The organism is Limnohabitans sp. Rim8, from assembly GCF_945901735.1.
Lineage (GTDB): Bacteria > Pseudomonadota > Gammaproteobacteria > Burkholderiales > Burkholderiaceae_C > Limnohabitans_A.
This window is the reverse complement of record NZ_CAMDLM010000040.1, coordinates 1-17483: the sequence shown is the minus strand read 5'-3', so window position 1 is coordinate 17483 and position 17483 is coordinate 1. Positions and strand designations below refer to the sequence as shown.

The window sequence follows — 17483 nt, the reverse complement described above, 5'->3', positions numbered from 1 at the left end:
CATTAAAAGGGCTGGCTGGGGTAATAACAGTGCTGCATAGCGTTGCCACAAGACGCGTCCGCGGTTGCCCCATTCGGCCGTGATCAAGCCCAAAGCGCAGGAGCTGCTGGCCGAGCAGAACACCGCCTGGGTGCTGCGCATGTGGTCACACGACGAGTGATCGAAGTTGGCTGACCAAGTCGGTTTGTTGAAGCAGCTGTTGTCGCGCGGTCTGCGCACATGCCGCCCAGTCTGCCAGCGCGCCTGAATTGAGCGCAGGCCATTCACCCGCTTCCATCCCATTCCAAACCCGATGCGCCCGCCGCAAACTCTCCGGCGCTTGCATCATCTCCAAAAACGCCTCCAGCTTGGCATGGTGGGCGTTGTCGTCTTGTGGGTAGATGTGCCAGATGAAAGGCTGGCCTGCCCACAAGGCCCGCACCAGTGAGTCTTCGCCGCGCACAAAGTTCAGGTCGCAGGCCCAGAGCATTTCGTCGAACCCGTTCTGGTCGGTGTAGGGCAGGGCGCTCCAGTTGGGGTGCTCCGGCATGACTGCCAGGGTTTGCTGCACCGCCGCCAGCGGGCGGCCGGGGGTGACGAGCAGGTGGTGCGGCGTGCCCACCAGTTGGGCCAGCAGTTGGGGCAGGGCGGCGGGTTCGTAGCAGAACAGGCTGATCAGCAGGCCGCCCGGTGCCAAGTGGGGGGCGTGTCGCTGACGCCAAGCCGTGCGGTCAAAGCGCTCTTTCCGTTCCAGCAAATCGGTTTCGCGCAGCAGACCACCCGTATCTGCCGTGAAGCCGGGGTAGAAAAAGCGCTTGGTCCAGCCTTTGGCAGGGCCGCTCATCACGGGCGAGGGCATGTTGTGCATGCGTGGCACCCAGTCTTCGGCGCTCAGGTATTCGAGGTTGATCCAAGCCGGTTGTTGAGGGCGCGTGGCGACACCGTGGGCCACAAAGGCTTCGGGCAGGGTGCAGCCAAAAGCTTCGATCCACAAGTCGGCGGGCTTCAATTGGCTCAGTACCTCGCTTTGGCTGGCGGCGGCCCAGGGCAGCAATTGCAGTTTGGGCAGGGTATGGGCGTCAGGGGCCATCCAGACGAGGGCCGAGGCGTCGTCTACCCACAGGCGCACCGATTGGCCTTGGGCCAGCAGCTGGCGCGTCAGGCGCCAGCACACGCCCAGGTCGCCGTGGTTGTCGATGACGGTACAAAAAATGTCCCAAAGCCGATGCGTTTTCATGGTGGGGAATTGTCGGGGCAAATTGTTTCCCCGTCACAATACGCGCCATGACAGCGGCATACGACGACATCTTGCTGGCCCAGGTGGCTGCGCTCCCGGCTTTGCCGGGGGTTTACCGTTACTTTGATGCGCAGGGCAACGTGCTGTATGTGGGCAAGGCCAAGCAGCTCAAAAAGCGTGTCTCGAGCTATTTCCAAAAAGACCACGGCGGCACGCGCATTGGCCACATGGTCAGCAAGATCGCCCGCCTAGAGACCACGGTGGTGCGCTCCGAAGCCGAGGCGCTGCTGCTCGAAAACAACCTCATCAAGTCACTCAGCCCGCGTTTCAACATCCTGTTTCGGGACGACAAGACTTACCCCTACCTCAAGCTCACGGGCAACGGCACGCTGTTTTTGAAGGCCGTGCCAAGCGCTTCGGGGACGCCCGAGCCGCAAACCTTTCCCCGTGTGGCGTATTACCGGGGCTCGGTTGAGAAAAAACACCGCTACTTTGGCCCGTTTCCCAGCGCTTGGGCCGTCAAAGAGTCGATTCAGCTCTTGCAAAAAGTCTTTCGCCTGCGCACCTGCGAAGACACGGTGTTTGCCAACCGCACCCGGCCTTGTTTGCTGTTTCAAATCAAGCGCTGCTCTGGGCCCTGTGTGAACCTCATCTCGCCCGAAGCCTATGCCGACGATGTGCAACACGCTGAGCGCTTTTTAAAGGGCGAGACCCAAGGGCTGTTGCAAGAGATGGAGGCGCGGATGATGGCGCACGCCGAGCGCTTGGCTTTTGAGCAAGCGGCCGAGGTGCGCAACCAGATGACCGCCTTGTCTCGGGTGCTGCACCAGCAGTCGGTGGACACGGGCACCGACACCGACGTGGACATTTTGGCGGTGCGGGTGCTAGGCGGGCGCGCTTGCGTGAACCTGGCCATGGTGCGCGGCGGGCGGCATTTGGGCGACCGGGCTTACTTTCCGGCGCATGTGGAAGATGCCCACGCTTTGCAGGGCGTCGAAGACGACGGACAACCGCCGGTTGCGGTCGAGATCCAGGTGCTTGAAGCCTTCATGGCGCAGCACTACATTGGCATTCCGGTTCCGGCTGCGTTGATCACCAGCGTGGCGGTGGACAAAGTCTTGGTGGCGGCCTTGTCGCAGCAAGCGGGTTACAAAATTGCGGCCGTGCACAACCCCCGCGAGCAGCGCCGTGTGTGGCTGGAGATGAGTGAAAAAAACGCCGACATCAAGTTGGCCCGTCTCTTGGCCGAAGAAGGCTCGCAACAAGCCCGCACCCGGGCCTTGGCCGATGCGCTGGATTTGGCGCCGGACGATTTGGACGTGCTGCACATCGAGTGTTTTGACATCTCGCACACGGCTGGCGAGAACACGCAGGCCTCTTGTGTGGTGTTTCGCCAGCACAAGATGCAAAGCAGCGAATACCGCCGCTACAACATCGAGGGCATCACACCGGGCGACGATTACGCCGCCATGCGCCAGGTGCTGATGCGCCGCTATGGCAAATTGGCCGAGGCACTCAGAACACAGGACGGCTCAGGCGAGGGCACAGCCCGGCTGCCCGACCTGGTGCTGATCGATGGCGGCAAGGGCCAGGTCAGCATGGCCCGGGAGGTCTTCACCGACCTGGGGCTGGACCTGTCGCGCATCGTGGGTGTGGAAAAAGGCGAGGGCCGCAAGGTGGGCCTGGAAGAGCTGGTGTTTGCCGATGGCCGCGAGAAGGTGTATCTGGGCAAGGACTCGGCTGCACTGATGCTGGTGGCGCAAATCCGTGACGAGGCCCACCGCTTTGCCATCACCGGCATGCGGGCGCAACGGGCCAAGGTGCGCATGGGCGGCAGCAAGATCGAAGAAATACCCGGCATCGGGCCGCGCAAACGGGCCAAATTGCTGCAGCGCTTTGGCGGTGTTCGGGGGGTGGAAAGTGCCAGTGTGGAAGACTTGCTGGGCGTGGAAGGCATTTCGCGAGAGCTGGCTGAGACCATTTACAACGCCCTGCACTGAGCCCGGACAAGACTGTCATCAAGGCGTTAGCTGAGCGTGCCACAATCATCAGCATGTTTTTCACCATTCCCACCATCATGACTTGGACGCGCATAGTCGCGATTCCCTTGATCATTGGCGTGTATTACCTGGACAGCCTGAAGGTCGAAACACAAAACCTGATCGCCACGGTGATGTTTGTCTTGTTCGCCTGGACCGACTGGCTGGATGGCTTTTTGGCCCGCAAGCTCAACCAGACCTCGGCCTTCGGGGCTTTTCTGGACCCGGTGGCCGACAAGTTTTTGGTCTGTGCGGCTTTGCTGATTTTGGTGCACATGAACCGGGTGCATGTGCTGATCGCCTTGGTCATCATTGGCCGCGAGATCGCGATTTCTTCGCTGCGTGAGTGGATGGCCCAAATTGGCGCAGGCAAGAGCGTGGCGGTGCACATGGTGGGCAAGCTCAAGACCACGGTGCAGATGGTGGCCATTCCCTTCTTGTTGTACGACGGGATTGTGTTCGGCGCGATCGACACCCGCGACTGGGGGGCGGTGCTGATCCTGATTGCAGCCATTTTGACCATCTGGTCCATGGTCTACTACATGAAAAAGGCCCTGCCTGAAATCCGAGCCCGCGTGAAATGAGCAGGGTGGGCTGAGCCCGACGCTGGGGTCAGAGGCGACACCGGTCCGCCACTTTGTTGCTAAGCTCTTCTTTTTGAAGCCCCGCCCATTTATTCAAATCTAGAAAGTTCTACACATGAGCAAGCACCGCATCGCTGTCATTCCCGGAGATGGCATTGGCAAAGAAGTCATGCCCGAAGGCCTGCGCGTGATGGATGCTGCAGCACGCAAGTTTGGCATTGACCTGCACTTTGATCACTTTGATTTTTCAAGCTGGGATTACTTTAAAAAGCATGGTCAGATGCTGCCCGACAACTGGAAAGACCAGATCGGCGGCCACGATGCGTTGTACTTTGGCGCCGTGGGTTGGCCCGCCAAAATCGCGGACCACGTGTCGCTGTGGGGCTCACTTTTGTTGTTCCGCCGAGAGTTCGACCAATACATCAACTTGCGCCCAGCGCGACTCATGCCCGGCATCATCGCGCCGGTGGTGCGCCGCGACGGCAGCGCTCGCCAGCCGGGCGAGATCGACATGTACATCGTGCGGGAAAACACCGAGGGCGAATACTCTAGCGTGGGGGGGCGCATGTTCCCGGGCACCGAGCGCGAGATCGTGATGCAGGAATCCATCATGACCCGCATCGGTGTGGACCGGGTGCTCAAGTTTGCGTTTGAGCTGGCCCAAACCCGTCCCAAGAAGCACCTGACCAGCGCCACCAAGTCCAATGGCATTGCCATCACCATGCCGTATTGGGATGAGCGTGTGGCCGAGATGGCCAAGGCTTACCCGGGCGTGAACGTGGACAAGTTCCACATCGACATCCTCACAGCCCACTTTGTGCAGCGCCCTGACTTTTTTGATGTGGTGGTGGCCAGTAATCTCTTTGGTGACATCTTGAGCGACTTGGGACCTGCCTGCACGGGCACCATCGGCATTGCGCCCAGCGCCAACCTGAATCCAGACCGCAAGTTCCCATCGCTTTTCGAGCCGGTGCATGGGTCGGCTCCGGACATCGCGGGCTTGGGGCTTGCCAACCCGATTGGACAAATCTGGTGCGGCGCCATGATGCTGGAGTTTTTGGGTCACAAAGACGCACACGATGCGGTGCTGGCCGCTATCGAGAAGGTTTTGGCTGCGGGTGGCGATGCGCCACGCACGCCAGATTTGGGTGGCAATGCCTCTACGGCAGATGTGGGTCGGGCCATCGAGCAGGCGCTTTGAGCAGGCGGTTGTTCAAGCGCATGGTCCCAAAAGTGAGCATTCAAGCCAACTGGACGGGGCTGGACATAAAATAATCTTAATGCTTTTATGAAGCACTATTTTCAAGGCTAGAATCCAACGCCAATATGGCCACGCATGAATGCGATTGACAGACCCACAAGGTCTGGATTTAATCACTTCAGGCTGTCGTGGCCTCAAAAAATTTCATCAACATGCCCACGCTATGGGGTCCGATTTCAGTCCAAACTTCGGTCCTTCCAGCGCTAACAACCAGAGGTTTATTGTGAACAAAACAGAATTGATCGAACACATTGCCAAGCACGCTGACTTGTCCAAGGCTGCCGCCGGTCGTGCCCTCGAAGCCACCATGGGCGCAGTGCGCACTACCCTGAAAAAAGGGGGAACAGTTTCCTTGGTGGGTTTTGGTACTTTTGCCGTGGGCAAGCGTGCCGCACGCACAGGCCGCAACCCCCGTACGGGCGCTGCGATTAAAATCAAAAAAGCCAATGTGCCAAAGTTCCGTCCAGGCAAGGGCCTGAAAGACGCATTGAACTGAAAGCACATGTGAGAGGGCGCTTAGCTCAGTTGGTAGAGCGGCTCCTTTACACGGAGTAGGTCGGCGGTTCGAGACCGTCAGCGCCCACCACCTCTCAAACGAAGGCGAACCCCAGGTTCGCCTTTTTTATTGACAACCCGAGACTTCAGACATGTTTGACACCATCCGCAATAATTCCAAGATCCTCATGGGCTTGTTGGTTGTGCTGATCATTCCTTCATTTGTTTTGTTTGGTGTGGATGGTTACAGCAACATGAGTGACCGTGGTGCTGTGGTCGCCAAAGTGGGTGACATTGAAATTACCCAGCAAGAATGGGATGCGATGCACCAACAGGAAGTGGACCGCATCCGCGCCTCAGCGCCCAACTTGGACGCCAAACTGCTGGGTTCGGACGAGGCCCGCTACGCCAGCTTGGAGCGCATGGTCAATGACCGATTGATCGCTGTGGTTGCAGAAAAGCAGTTGCTCGTCACCAGCGACCAACGCTTGGCCAACTACTTGCAGCAAGACCCGTCAATCGCCGGCCTGCGCGGACCGGATGGCAAGCTGGACATGGAACGCTACCGTCAACTGGCAGCCACACAGGGCATGACACCAGAAATGTTAGAGGCGCGTGTGCGCCGGGACTTGTCCAATCAACAGGTCTTGGCAAGTTTGCAGGCCTCGGCCGTGGCTTCCCAGCGCCAAACAGACACCGCGTTGCAAGCCTTTTTGCAGCGCCGAGAAATCCAGATCCAACGCTTTGCGCCTGACACTTTTGCGGCCAAGGTCCAAGTCACAGAGGCCGATCTGGAAAAGTTTTACCAGGCCCAGTCAGATCGCTTTCGCTCGCCAGAGTCGGCCGATGTGGAATACCTCGTGCTCGATGCGGCCACCTTGGCCAAAAACATTCAGTTGCCTGAGCAGGACGTGAAAACCTATTACGAGCAAAACTTGCAGCGACTGACTGGCCAAGAGCAGCGCCGAGCCAGCCACATCCTGATCAATGCGGCCAAAGATGCGCCTGCCGCTGAGCGAGAAAAAGCCCGGTCCAAAGCAGACGGCTTGCTGGCGGACGTGCGCAAAGACTCTAAAAGTTTTGCCCAATTGGCACGTAAAAATTCGGACGATCCGGGTTCAGCGGCCAATGGCGGCGACCTGGACTTCTTTGCCAAAGGGGCCATGGTCAAGGCATTTGAAGACGCCGTTTTTGCGTTGAAGAAAGGCGAAATCAGCGCCGTTGTGGAGTCCGAGTTTGGTTTTCACATCATCATGCTCACCGACATCAAGGCGCCCGCCACGCCCAGCCTGGAAGCCTTGCGGCCCAAGCTGGAAGCTGACTTGCGCGAACAACAAGCCAAGCGTCAATTTGCAGAATTGGCGGAGAACTTCAGCAACAGCGTTTACGAGCAAGCCGACACGTTCAAGCCCGTGGCCGAGAAGCTCAAGCTCAACATCCAGCAAGCGCAAGGCCTGGGCCGCACCCCCACTTCTGCAAATGCTGGCGTGATGGCCAACCCCAAAATTTTAGAAGCCTTGTTTGCAGAAGATTCCATCAGCAAGCGCCGCAACACGGCGGCCATTGAGTTGGGCAACAACACTTTGGTCTCTGCACGCATCGTCAATTACCGCTCGGCAGCGGTGCGGCCCTATGCCGATGTCAAAGACGCGGTGCGTATCCAATTCTTGTTGGAGCAAGCGCAGGCCCTGGCCAAGGCCGAAGGCCAAGCTCGCCTGAACGAATGGAAGGCCCAGCCCGCCCAAGCCCAACTGGGCAATGCCTTGGTGGTTTCTCGTGACCAAGCGCAGGGCCAGCCCCAAGCCTTGGTGGACGCTGCCCTGCGCGCTGATCCGGCAGCGATGCCTGTCTTGGTGGGCGTCGACTTGGGCGCACAAGGCTTCGCCTTGGTGCGGGTGAACAAAGTGGTGGCACGCGAAGAGTCCAATGCACAGCAGCAAGCGCAAAGCCGCGAGCAATTCGCGCGTTTGCTGGGCAATGCGGAAGCCAGCGCCTACCTCTCACACCTGAAGAGCCAGTTCAAGGTGGAGATCAAGGTCAAAAAACCCAAAGAAAAGACGGCTTCATAATTCTCAAAGCACAGAAATTCTCACCCAACTTCGGGTTATAATTTTCGCTTCGTGGTGGCTGTAGCTCAGTTGGTAGAGTCCAGGATTGTGATTCCTGTTGTCGTGGGTTCGAGCCCCATCAGCCACCCCACTAAAATCAAGCACTTAGCCCGGTTCGCCGGGCTTTTTGTTTTGTGAGATTTGGCTGATGTAGTCACTTTTAATATGTTCTGTGTGTGAGCGCCGCTGACTTTTTCATTGCTGGCCGCTGCACTTCCTCAGTCTCAGGTGGTGTCCAGAACTGAGGGGGCCTGGTCTTGACCCCATAAAACAGTGCCGCCGATGTGTTTGAATTGCCGATGGTTTTCCCTGGATCGCATTGCGGGGCGCGCAACTTGGGTGTCATTCGGCCTTGATGTTGGCGTCCTTGATGACTTTGCCCCATTTGGCATAGTCGCTCTTGACCTTCTCAACGGTCTGCGCTGGCGTTAGAAATTCCGCGTCGCAACCCAGCTGCTTGAATTGCTCCTGCAGGTTTTTGTCTTCGCCCGCCTTGAGCAGCGCCTGTGACAGCCGCGCCACGAGCTCCGGCGCCATGCCAGCCGGGCCCATCAGCTCGAACCAACCGGTGGAATCAAAACCTTTGTAGCCGAGCTCGTCCATGGTGGGAACATCGGGAAAGGCGCCTGAACGTTTGGGCGAAGTCACCGCAAGAGCGCGCAGCCTGCCGGACTTGTAGGGACCCACGGCCGCAGCCAGTGAAGAAAACAGCATGGGCACCTGGTTGCCCATCAGGTCGGTCATCGCTGGCGCGCCGCCCTTGTAGGGAATGTGCAGCAGGTTCACGCCGGCGACACTTTTGAGCAACTCGCCGGAAAAGTGGTGTGGACCGGCAATGCCCGAGGTGCCGTAGCTCCATTTGTCAGGTTCTTTTTTCGCAGCCGCTACCACGTCGGCCACGCTCTTGAATGGCGAGGAAGGGTGCACCACCATGATGCTGCCCGTGCTGCAAACATGGCCGATGTGGGTGAACGAATTGAGATGGTGGTAGCCCACTTTGGTCAGGTGTGGCGCGGTGGTGAAGGGCCCGCCATCGGCAAGGTAAAGTGTGTAACCGTCCGGTGCCGCCTTGCTGATGAACTCCGCAGCCACGCCGCCCGCAGTGCCCGGCTTGGGTTCGACGATGATGGCTTGCCCCAGCAGCGGCTCAAGCACCCGCATAAGCGGGCGCGCAACAGCGTCCGCTGCGCCGCCTGCGGTGTAGCCCAGCACCACGCGAATGGGTTTGTTTGGGTAGCCCTGAGCTTGGGCGTGTGTGGCCAATCCAACGGCAAGTGCCAGCGCCATGGCGGTTAATTGCTTGATCATCCTGAGTCTCCGAGTGGTTTGAGGGAAAGGGAATTTAGCCATTTGAATGGGTCATGCCAGCGAGTCTGTGACGGCCGCTGATCAGTCGACGCGCACCACCAGCTTGCCAAGGTGCTGGTTGCTCTGCATGCACTGCTGTGCGGCTGGCAGGTCATCGAGCGCGAATACCTGGTCGACCAATGGCGTCACGCGGCCATCGGCCAACATGGGCAGCAGGTCGCGCTCCAGCGCCTGAGCTGCGGCAATGCGGTGAGACATGTTGCGCATCTTGTTGGACACGCCGAACAACTGCAACCGCTTGCTGTGCAGCGCGCCGAGGTCGATGCGCGCATCGACCTGACCGTCGACATAGCCCACCATGGCCAGTCGCGCCTGGAAACCCATGGCTTCGATGCAGGCGGCAAAGACACTGCCGCCGACGGTGTTCACCACCAGGTCCACGCCTTGGTTTTGGGTGACCTGCATGACGGCTGGGACGAAGTCGGGCGCACGGGTGTGCAACGCGACATCGAGGCCCAGCGCCTTCAGGCGCTCAAGTTTTTCTAATGACCCAGAGGTGCCGATCACCCGCGCACCCAGGGCCTTGCCGACCTGCAGCGACGCCACGCCTACGCCCGACGAGATGCCGGTCACCAGCATCGTTTCGCCTGCAGCCAAACGGCCATGCGCCATCAAGGCTTCGTACACAGTGAGGAACACCACCGTTGTGGCAGCCGCCTGTTCCCAGGTCAGGCGCTCTGGGGCCACGAACACTTCATCGGCCACCATGCAGCCGTGCTCGGCGAAAGCGCCGTCGCAGCGGCCCATGACCCGGTCGCCCAGTTTCCAGCGCGTGACACCTGCGCCCAGCGCCGTCACTTCGCCCGCCGCCTCGAAACCCGCGGGCCGTGCCGTAGCCGCCGTGTGCAGGCCGTGGCCCGCGATGAACTCGCCACGATTGAGCGACGCCGTGCGGATGCGAATGCACACCTGACCGGGCCCCGGTTGCGGTATGGGTATGTCGCGCAGCTCCAGAGCCATCGCATTGTCGGCCGTTCTGATCCACCATGATTTCATGTTCTTTCTCCTATTCGCGAGGAATTTTGGCATCGCGGATGACGCGCACCCAGCGATCCATGTCCGCGCGCAGTTCTGCCCCAAAGTCGTCGCCAATGCTTGGCTCCACGTCAAAGCCGGCATTGCGCAGTTTGTTCAGCAACTCAGGGTCGCGCAGCACCTGCGCGGACGCCTGTTGCAGCCGCGTGGTGATGGGACGCGCCACAGCGGCAGGTGCCACCACGCCGTACCAGACTTCGTATTTCTGGCTGATCAAGCCGGATTCGATCAGCGTCGGCACATCGGGTGCTTGCGGTGAGCGCTTGCCGCCGGTGATGGCCAGGCCGCGCAGTCGGCCGGAATTGAAGTGCGGCACCATGGGCGATAAGGTGGAGATGATGAAGTCCACCTGTCCGCCCACCGCATCCGCCGTGGCCGGAGCCGACCCCTTGTAAGGGATGTTGGTGAACTTCGCACCGGTCTGCATCGCGATCAGCTGACCGAACAGGTGCGGCCCGGTGCCGACGCCGGGTGACGCGTAGTTGAGGTTTTTAGTTCGGCCCAGAGCAATCAGTTCCTGGATCGTCTTGATGCCTAGGCTGGGGTGCACCGCGATGGCAGCGGCATTGCTCGCCACTTTCGCGATGGGCACAAAGTCTTTGAGCGAGTCGTAGCGGATCTCTTTGAACATCAGCGGGTTGGTGGCCAAGAACTCGTTGGCGAACAGCAACGTGTAGCCGTCGGCAGGCGCACGCGCCACCAGTTCGGCGCCGATGTTGCCGCTGGCGCCTGGCTTGTTGTCGATCAGCACGGGCTGCCCCAGCAGCCCCGACAGCTTCTCGCCGTATATGCGGGCGGCCGTATCGGCTCCGCCGCCCGGCGGGAAAGGCACCACCAGCTTGATCGGGCGTTCGGGCCAAGTTTGGGCCGAGGTGCCGAGCGCCAAGGTGGCAAGAGCAAGCAGCAGCACACGGCGGCTGCGGCGGAAAATCTGAAGCGGCATCGTTTGTCTCCTGTGGGCCCTAAGGAGCGCCACCTTTATTTTCTCGTCGCGAAGGATCAGAAATCCGACCGCGCAAAATTATTATGGCAGCTATTAGGGATCACCCAAAGCCGCTGAGCAGAGCCCCAGCAAGCCACTCGGTCAGGCCACCATCGCCTCAGTCTTCGGCGTGCCCAAACTCCGCAACACATCCCGCACCATCTGCGCCCGCGCCTTGGGGTCGGGCAGTTCGCGTTCGATGCGGATTTTGTCGTTACCCGCCAGCTTGATGTGTTTGTTTTTCTGGATCAGGCCGATGATGGCCATGGGGTCCACCGGTGGGTTGGGCTTGAAGGTGATCTGGATCACGCCCGGGGCGGCGTCGACCTTGATCACGCCATAGGGCTGGGTCAGTACGCGCAGGCGGTGCACGTCCACCAGGGTTTGCGCTTGCGGGGGCAGTTTGCCAAAGCGGTCGACCAGCTCTTCGAGCAGGGCGTCGATCTGGTCGCTGGTTTTGGCGGTGGCCAGCTTTTTGTAAAAGCTCAGGCGCAGGTGCACGTCGCCGCAATAGTCGTTGGGCAGCAGGGCGGGGGCGTGCAGGTTGATGTCGGTCGTGACCGACAGGGGGCTGAGCAAATCGGGTTCTTTGCCCAACTTCAAGCAGCGCACGGCTTCGGACAGCATCTCGTTGTACAGCTGAAAGCCCACTTCGAGCATGTTGCCGCTCTGGTTTTCGCCCAAAACCTCGCCCGCGCCACGGATCTCCAGGTCGTGCATGGCCAAATAAAAGCCGCTGCCCAGTTCCTCCATCTGCTGGATGGCGTCGAGCCGCTGGGCAGCTTGTTTGGTCAGGCCTTCGATCTCGGGCACCATCAAATAGGCATAGGCTTGGTGGTGCGAGCGACCCACGCGCCCGCGCAGCTGGTGCAGTTGGGCCAGGCCGAATTTGTCAGCGCGAGAGATCACGATGGTGTTGGCCGTGGGCACGTCGATGCCGGTTTCGATGATGGTCGAGCACAGCAAGATGTTGTAGCGCTGGGCCACAAAGTCGCGCATGACGCGCTCCAGCTCGCGCTCAGGCATCTGCCCGTGGGCCACGGCGATGCGGGCTTCGGGCAGGATTTCCTCAAGCTTTTGGCGGCGGTTTTCGATGGTGTCGACTTCGTTGTGCAAAAAGTAGCACTGGCCGCCACGTTTGAGTTCGCGCAGCACCGCCTCGCGGATGACGCCCGTGCCTTCGTTGCGCACAAAGGTCTTGATGGCCAAGCGGCGCTGGGGCGCGGTGGCGATCACACTCAAATCACGCAGACCTTCCAAGGCCATGCCCATGGTGCGGGGGATGGGCGTGGCGGTGAGCGTGAGCACGTCGACTTCGGCGCGCAGGGCTTTCATGGACTCTTTGTGGCGCACGCCAAAGCGGTGCTCCTCGTCGATGATGAGCAGGCCCAGGTCATGGAACTTGGTGGATTCGCTCAGCAGCTTGTGCGTGCCGACCACGATGTCCACCGTGCCATCGGCAATGCCTTTGAGTGCAGCGGTGACTTCTTTGCCCGAGCGAAAGCGCGAGACCTCGGCCACTTTGACGGGCCATTTGGCAAAGCGGTCTTTCAGGGTCTGGAAGTGCTGCTCGGCCAGCAGGGTGGTGGGGGCCAGAATCGCCACTTGTTTGCCGCCGGTCACCGCCACAAAAGCGGCGCGAAGCGCCACTTCGGTCTTGCCAAAACCCACATCGCCGCAGACCAGGCGGTCCATCGGGCGCGGGCTGATCATGTCTTGAATGACGCAGTGGATGGCTGCCTTTTGGTCGGCGGTTTCTTCAAAGCCAAAGTCGTTGGCAAAGGTCTCGTAATCTTGCGGGCTGTAGCGGAAGGGGTGGCCCTCGCGTGCGGCGCGGCGGGCGTAGATGTTCAGCAACTCGGCGGCCGAGTCGCGCACCTGTTCGGCGGCGCGGCGTTTGGCTTTTTCCCATTGGCCAGAGCCCAGCTTGTGCAGCGGCGCTTCGTCGGCGCTCACGCCGGTGTAACGGCCAATCAGTTCCAGTTGGCTCACCGGCACATACAGCGTGGCATCGCCCGCGTATTCGAGGTGCAAGAACTCTTGCAGGGCGGGCGTGCCGTCTTCGTTTTTCTGGCCCATGTCCATGTTGACCAAGCCCCGATAGCGGCCAATGCCATGCTGGCTGTGCACCACCGGGTCGCCCACGTTCAGCTCGCTCAGGTCTTTGATCAGTGCCTCGACGTCGCTGACCTGCTCTTGCTTTTTGCGGCGGCGCGTGGTGGCCCCTGCGGCAAAGAGTTCGGTTTCGGTGACCAGATCAATGCCGTGCTCAAACCAGTGAAAACCGCTGACCAAGGCCGCCGTGGCCATGCCGACTTTTTCGTCGCTGGTCAAAAAATCTTCAAGGCTTTCGAACACCGGGGGCGTGAGGCCGCTGGAGCGCACAAAGTCGAGCAGACTTTCGCGGCGGCCATCGCTTTCGGCCAGGATCAGCACGCGGGTGTTGCCGCTGTGGATGTGCGCTTGCAGTCGGGCCAGCGGGTCTTCGGCCCCGCGCACCACGGTCAGCTCGGGCAGGGGTTGAGCCAGGGTGTTGTCGGCCACGTCCTGCGTGCCGGTTCGCAGTGCCAGTTGCGCATGGCCGTTGGTCAGTGTGTAAAACTGCTCGGCACTCAAAAAAAGCGCATCGGGCGGCAGCACGGGCCGCTCGGGATCGCCTTGCACCAGGCGGTAACGGTCTTTGGTGTCTTGCCAAAAGCGCTGGAATGCGGGCTCCAGATCGCCGTGCAGCACCACGGTGGCCGCATCGGCTTGAGTGGCATTGGGGCCCGCGCCCAGGTAGTCAAATACGGTGGCCGTTTCTTCAAAAAACAGCGGCAGGTAGTACTCGATGCCCACCGTGGCCACGCCGTTGCCCATGTCTTTGTAGATGCGGCTTTTGGTCGGGTCGCCTTCCAGCAGTTCGCGCCAGCGGCTGCGAAAGCGTGCGCGGGCCGCCTCGTCCATCGGGAACTCGCGTCCGGGCAGCAGCCGAACCTCGGGCACGGGGTAAAGGCTGCGCTGGCTGTCCGGGTCGAAGGTGCGGATGGAGTCGATCTCGTCGTCAAACAAATCCACCCGGTACGGCACCAGCGAGCCCATGGGGAAAAGGTCAATCAGCCCGCCGCGCACCGCGTATTCGCCGGGGCTGACCACTTGGCTCACATGCGAGTAACCCGCCAGCGTGAGCTGGGCCTTGAGCTGGGCTTCGTCGAGTTTTTGCTTGACCTTGAACTCGAAGGTGTAGCCCGCCAAAAATGACGGTGGGGCCAACCGGTACAAAGCGGTGGTGGCGGGCACCAGCACCACGTCGGCGCTTTCGGCATGGTTGCGCTGCTGGATGCGCCAGAGCGTGGCCAGGCGTTCGCTGATCAGGTCTTGGTGAGGCGAGAAGGTGTCGTAGGGCAGGGTTTCCCAGTCCGGGAACATCACGCAGCGCAGGCCGGGTGCAAAAAACACCAGCTCGTCCATCAGGCGCTGGGCGTCGGCCGCGTCGGCGGTGACGATGGCGGTGAGCTTGCCCGCCTTTTTATCGCGCTCGGCCAACTGGGCCAGCAGCACGGCATCGGCCGATCCGGCGGGGCGGGGCAGGGTGAATCGTTTGCCGGTGATCAGGCTGGGCAGTTGCATGGTGGCGATTGGCAAAGGCGATTAAAAAAGCAAATCACCCCCCGCCAAGAAGGAGGGGGGTGAAGAATTGATCGAATGGGCCTGATTTTAGAGGCTTAGAGCTGTTTGGCCGTTGGACTGGTGACGTCAACCACTGTGTTCAGTAGGTCGGTGGCTTCAGCCCCGACACATGTTTGCGCACCATCGGCCCATGTCGGGGCTGAAGCCGCCGACCTACAAAACTACAATGGCAAAGTATGACCGACCGCACCACCTCGCCACGTTTTCACGCCCTCATCCCCTGCGCCGGCACGGGCAGCCGTGCGGGCACGGTGCAACCCAAGCAGTACCAAAGGGTGGCGGGGCAACCCATGGTCATGCACACCGTGCAGGCTTTGGCGCAAGTGCCACAACTGGCCAGTGGCTGGCTGGTGGTGTCAGCGGGCGATGAATTCGCGTGGCCCTCATCGGGTTGGCCCGAGCATTTCAGGCGCGTGCCCTGTGGTGGCGCGACCCGCGCCGAGAGCGTTTTCAACGGCCTGAGCGCCATGTTGCACGCGGGCTTAGCCGCTCAAGATTGGGTGCTGGTGCACGACGCGGCGCGTTGCCTGATCACACCCGAAGCGGTATCGGGCTTGGTCGAGTCTTGTCGGGATGACGACGTGGGCGGCTTACTGGCCTTGCCGCTGCCCGATACCCTCAAGGCGCACACCCTGGACGGCCGGACCGCCCGCGTGGCCCACACCGTGCCCCGCGAAGACAAATGGTTGGCACAAACACCGCAGATGTTTCGCCTCGGGGCTTTGCATGCTGCCTTGGCAGAGGCCGCCATCCATGGTTTTGAAGGCATCACCGACGAATCGAGTGCGATGGAACGCTTGGGCCTCTCGCCACGTCTGGTGCCCGGCTCGGCCCAGAATATGAAAGTCACTTACCCAGCCGACTTTGCGTTTGCCGAGGTGGTTTTGAAAGGCAGAACATGAACATCCGCGTGGGACAAGGCTGGGACGTGCATGCCCTGGTGCCAGGGCGCCAGCTGATTTTGGGCGGGGTCGAGATACCCCACACGTCGGGCCTGTTGGGCCACTCAGACGCCGATGTGCTGCTGCACGCCATCACCGATGCGGTGCTGGGCGCAGCAGGCTTGGGCGACATTGGGCGGCACTTTCCGGACACGGATGCACAGTTCAAGGGCGCAAATTCGTCCGTTTTATTGCAAGAGGCCATGCGCCGGGTGCGGGCGCAAGGTTGGGAGTTGGTGAATGTGGACAGCACCATCGTGGCCCAAGCGCCCAAATTGGCCGCGCACATGGCGGCCATCAACGCGGGGGTGGCCAAGGCTTTGGGTGTGGCGTTGGATCAGGTGAACGTGAAGGCCAAGACCGCAGAAAAGCTGGGGCCGGTGGGCATGGGCCAAAGCATCGAGGCGCGTGCCGTGGCTTTGTTGCACAAGCCGTCCTGAGGGCACGGCAGACCGAGCCCCGCGTTCAGCGGGCTGGGCGAATGGCGGTTTTGGGCCTGAACGCCTGGCACACCTCGCCCTTGGTTTCCATGTAAGGCCCGCCAATCAGATCCACGCAATAAGGCACGGCCGCAAAAATGCCGTGCACCACGGCTTGGCCATCGGCGTCTTTCAGACCTTCCAGCGTTTCGGCAATGGATTTGGGCTGACCGGGCAGGTTGATGATCAGGCTTTGGCCTCGGATCACGGCCACCTGGCGCGACAGGATGGCGGTGGGCACAAATTTCAGGCTGATTTGGCGCATTTGCTCGCCAAAGCCGGGCATTTCCTTGTCGGCCACGGCCAGCGTGGCTTCGGGCGTGACATCTCGCAGGGCAGGACCCGTGCCGCCAGTGGTCAGCACCAAGCTGCAACCGGCATCGACCAGTTCGATCAGGGTGGCACTGATGCGCTCCTTTTCGTCGGGAATCAGGCGCGGCTCGAAGGTGACCGGGTTGTGCAGCGCACGGGTCAACCAGTCTTGCAATGCAGGCAGGCCTTTGTCTTCGTACACACCGGTGCTGGCCCGGTCGCTGATGGACACGATCCCGATCTTGACCGGGTCAAACAGGGATTCACTCATCTTCAGCGTCCTCATCGGGGGTGTGGTCACTTTCGCCGCCAGTCAGCACGCTGCGCACCAGCTTGAACAGCTCGCGGTAAGCGCGGCCTTGGCGCGGGGCCAGGCCTTGCGAAACGGCGGCATTGCTCACTGGTACAGCGTCTTTGCGGGCCTGGCGCACCAGGGCGCGCAGCTGCTGCATGTCGGTTTGCGGGTAGTGCGCGATCCATTCGCCCACGGCCTCGTCATCGGCGATCAGGCGGTCGCGCCAGGCTTCGGCCAGGTGCAGGGCTTGGGTGTCTTTGGCACTGCCCAGGCGCTGGATGTCCAGGGCCTCGCGCACGGTCTGCAAAGTTTCAGGGCTGAGCAGGCGCATTTGCTTGCCAATGAACTGCATTTGGCGGCGCTTGCCTTCAAAATTGGTGATGCGCTTGGCTTCGGCCAGGCCATCCACCAGTTTGTCAGGCAGCGCCAGGCCCTCCATCAGGTCTTTGCGCAAAGTCAGCAGATCGGTGCCAAGGTCTTGCAGTTCGGTGCTTTCTCGCTTGAGTTCGGTGCGGCTGGGGCCGTCGAGGCCGCCTTTGAGCTCGCGCTTGTACTCCAGGTCCAGCTCGCTGCCTTCGGCAACAAACTGACCGCGCACGAAGTAGCCTTTTTTGGGTTTACGGGACATGAATGGGGGAACTCTTTTTCAGATGCAGCGCTGGGGCTGGGTGGCAAGTATCATAGCGGCCACTGCGGGCC

14 protein-coding genes and 2 tRNA genes are annotated in these 17483 nt (G+C 60.8%); 9 read left to right on the top strand and 7 right to left on the bottom strand.

What is annotated here, in order from left to right:
* Window positions 1-145: 145 nt before the first annotated feature.
* Window positions 146-1216 carry an elongation factor P maturation arginine rhamnosyltransferase EarP gene (gene earP, locus Q0O99_RS15615; protein WP_293752899.1) on the bottom strand — a complete coding sequence of 357 codons (1071 nt, stop codon included), beginning with the start codon at window positions 1214-1216 and terminating at the stop codon, window positions 146-148.
* Window positions 1217-1263: 47 nt separating this feature from the next.
* Here earP and uvrC point away from each other — a divergent pair, with 47 nt between their 5' ends.
* The 7 genes from uvrC (at window position 1264) to Q0O99_RS15580 (ending at window position 7794) form a co-directional block, all read left to right on the top strand.
* A complete protein-coding gene (gene uvrC / locus Q0O99_RS15610; RefSeq protein WP_293752898.1) occupies window positions 1264-3216 on the top strand; it encodes an excinuclease ABC subunit UvrC in 1953 nt (650 codons plus the stop codon).
* A 53-nt stretch (window positions 3217-3269) separates the two neighbouring features.
* Entirely contained in the window at window positions 3270-3839 is a 570-nt protein-coding gene (gene pgsA, locus Q0O99_RS15605) for a CDP-diacylglycerol--glycerol-3-phosphate 3-phosphatidyltransferase (RefSeq protein WP_293752897.1), read from the top strand.
* A 115-nt stretch (window positions 3840-3954) separates the two neighbouring features.
* On the top strand, window positions 3955-5040 hold the full coding sequence (locus Q0O99_RS15600) for a tartrate dehydrogenase (RefSeq protein ID WP_293752896.1): 1086 nt from the start codon (window positions 3955-3957) through the stop codon (window positions 5038-5040).
* A 283-nt stretch (window positions 5041-5323) separates the two neighbouring features.
* On the top strand, window positions 5324-5596 hold the full coding sequence (locus Q0O99_RS15595) for an HU family DNA-binding protein (RefSeq protein ID WP_019428312.1): 273 nt from the start codon (window positions 5324-5326) through the stop codon (window positions 5594-5596).
* 14 nt (window positions 5597-5610) lie between these two features.
* A tRNA-Val gene (locus tag Q0O99_RS15590) sits at window positions 5611-5686 on the top strand.
* A gap of 61 nt (window positions 5687-5747) precedes the next feature.
* A complete protein-coding gene (locus tag Q0O99_RS15585; RefSeq protein WP_293752895.1) occupies window positions 5748-7664 on the top strand; it encodes a SurA N-terminal domain-containing protein in 1917 nt (638 codons plus the stop codon).
* A 54-nt stretch (window positions 7665-7718) separates the two neighbouring features.
* Window positions 7719-7794: transfer RNA gene (locus tag Q0O99_RS15580), tRNA-His, on the top strand.
* 251 nt (window positions 7795-8045) lie between these two features.
* Here Q0O99_RS15580 and Q0O99_RS15575 read toward each other — a convergent pair.
* The 4 genes from Q0O99_RS15575 to mfd form a co-directional block, all read right to left on the bottom strand.
* Window positions 8046-9011, bottom strand: a complete 966-nt coding sequence (locus tag Q0O99_RS15575; RefSeq protein WP_293752894.1) for a tripartite tricarboxylate transporter substrate binding protein — start codon at window positions 9009-9011, stop codon at window positions 8046-8048.
* Window positions 9012-9092: 81 nt separating this feature from the next.
* The gene (locus Q0O99_RS15570; protein WP_293752893.1) at window positions 9093-10067 is read right to left on the bottom strand and encodes a zinc-binding dehydrogenase; all 975 of its coding nucleotides are present in this window, start codon (window positions 10065-10067) and stop codon (window positions 9093-9095) included.
* A gap of 10 nt (window positions 10068-10077) precedes the next feature.
* Window positions 10078-11049 carry a tripartite tricarboxylate transporter substrate binding protein gene (locus tag Q0O99_RS15565; RefSeq protein ID WP_293752892.1) on the bottom strand — a complete coding sequence of 324 codons (972 nt, stop codon included), beginning with the start codon at window positions 11047-11049 and terminating at the stop codon, window positions 10078-10080.
* Between the two features lie 141 nt (window positions 11050-11190).
* Entirely contained in the window at window positions 11191-14697 is a 3507-nt protein-coding gene (gene mfd, locus Q0O99_RS15560; RefSeq protein ID WP_293752891.1) for a transcription-repair coupling factor, read from the bottom strand.
* 236 nt (window positions 14698-14933) lie between these two features.
* On the opposite strand from mfd, the gene ispD reads away from it, so the two are divergent.
* Together ispD and ispF are read left to right on the top strand one after the other, a co-directional pair.
* Window positions 14934-15659, top strand: coding sequence for a 2-C-methyl-D-erythritol 4-phosphate cytidylyltransferase (ispD, locus tag Q0O99_RS15555; protein ID WP_293752890.1), 726 nt, complete (start codon window positions 14934-14936; stop codon window positions 15657-15659).
* Complete coding sequence (gene ispF / locus Q0O99_RS15550; RefSeq protein ID WP_293752889.1) at window positions 15656-16138, top strand: 2-C-methyl-D-erythritol 2,4-cyclodiphosphate synthase; 483 nt, start codon at window positions 15656-15658, stop codon at window positions 16136-16138. Before ispD ends, ispF begins: the two co-directional genes overlap by 4 nt.
* A gap of 25 nt (window positions 16139-16163) precedes the next feature.
* Here the strand turns inward: ispF and mog are convergent, their stop codons facing one another.
* Both mog and yjgA read right to left on the bottom strand, forming a co-directional pair.
* Window positions 16164-16760 carry a molybdopterin adenylyltransferase gene (gene mog / locus Q0O99_RS15545; RefSeq protein WP_293752888.1) on the bottom strand — a complete coding sequence of 199 codons (597 nt, stop codon included), beginning with the start codon at window positions 16758-16760 and terminating at the stop codon, window positions 16164-16166.
* Window positions 16753-17412 carry a ribosome biogenesis factor YjgA gene (gene yjgA / locus Q0O99_RS15540; RefSeq protein ID WP_293752887.1) on the bottom strand — a complete coding sequence of 220 codons (660 nt, stop codon included), beginning with the start codon at window positions 17410-17412 and terminating at the stop codon, window positions 16753-16755. Before yjgA ends, mog begins: the two co-directional genes overlap by 8 nt.
* Between the last annotated feature and the right edge of the window lie 71 nt (window positions 17413-17483).

Bases quoted from the DNA above. Each gene is read 5' to 3' on its own strand.
- earP (WP_293752899.1), bottom strand. From the start codon at position 1,216: ATGAAAACGCATCGGCTTTGGGACATTTTTTGTACCGTCATCGACAAC.
- uvrC (WP_293752898.1), top strand. From the start codon at position 1,264: ATGACAGCGGCATACGACGACATCTTGCTGGCCCAGGTGGCTGCGCTC.
- pgsA (WP_293752897.1), top strand. From the start codon at position 3,270: ATGTTTTTCACCATTCCCACCATCATGACTTGGACGCGCATAGTCGCG.
- Q0O99_RS15600 (WP_293752896.1), top strand. From the start codon at position 3,955: ATGAGCAAGCACCGCATCGCTGTCATTCCCGGAGATGGCATTGGCAAA.
- Q0O99_RS15585 (WP_293752895.1), top strand. From the start codon at position 5,748: ATGTTTGACACCATCCGCAATAATTCCAAGATCCTCATGGGCTTGTTG.
- Q0O99_RS15575 (WP_293752894.1), bottom strand. From the start codon at position 9,011: ATGATCAAGCAATTAACCGCCATGGCGCTGGCACTTGCCGTTGGATTG.
- Q0O99_RS15570 (WP_293752893.1), bottom strand. From the start codon at position 10,067: ATGAAATCATGGTGGATCAGAACGGCCGACAATGCGATGGCTCTGGAG.
- Q0O99_RS15565 (WP_293752892.1), bottom strand. From the start codon at position 11,049: ATGCCGCTTCAGATTTTCCGCCGCAGCCGCCGTGTGCTGCTGCTTGCT.
- mfd (WP_293752891.1), bottom strand. From the start codon at position 14,697: ATGCAACTGCCCAGCCTGATCACCGGCAAACGATTCACCCTGCCCCGC.
- ispD (WP_293752890.1), top strand. From the start codon at position 14,934: ATGACCGACCGCACCACCTCGCCACGTTTTCACGCCCTCATCCCCTGC.
- ispF (WP_293752889.1), top strand. From the start codon at position 15,656: ATGAACATCCGCGTGGGACAAGGCTGGGACGTGCATGCCCTGGTGCCA.
- mog (WP_293752888.1), bottom strand. From the start codon at position 16,760: ATGAGTGAATCCCTGTTTGACCCGGTCAAGATCGGGATCGTGTCCATC.
- yjgA (WP_293752887.1), bottom strand. From the start codon at position 17,412: ATGTCCCGTAAACCCAAAAAAGGCTACTTCGTGCGCGGTCAGTTTGTT.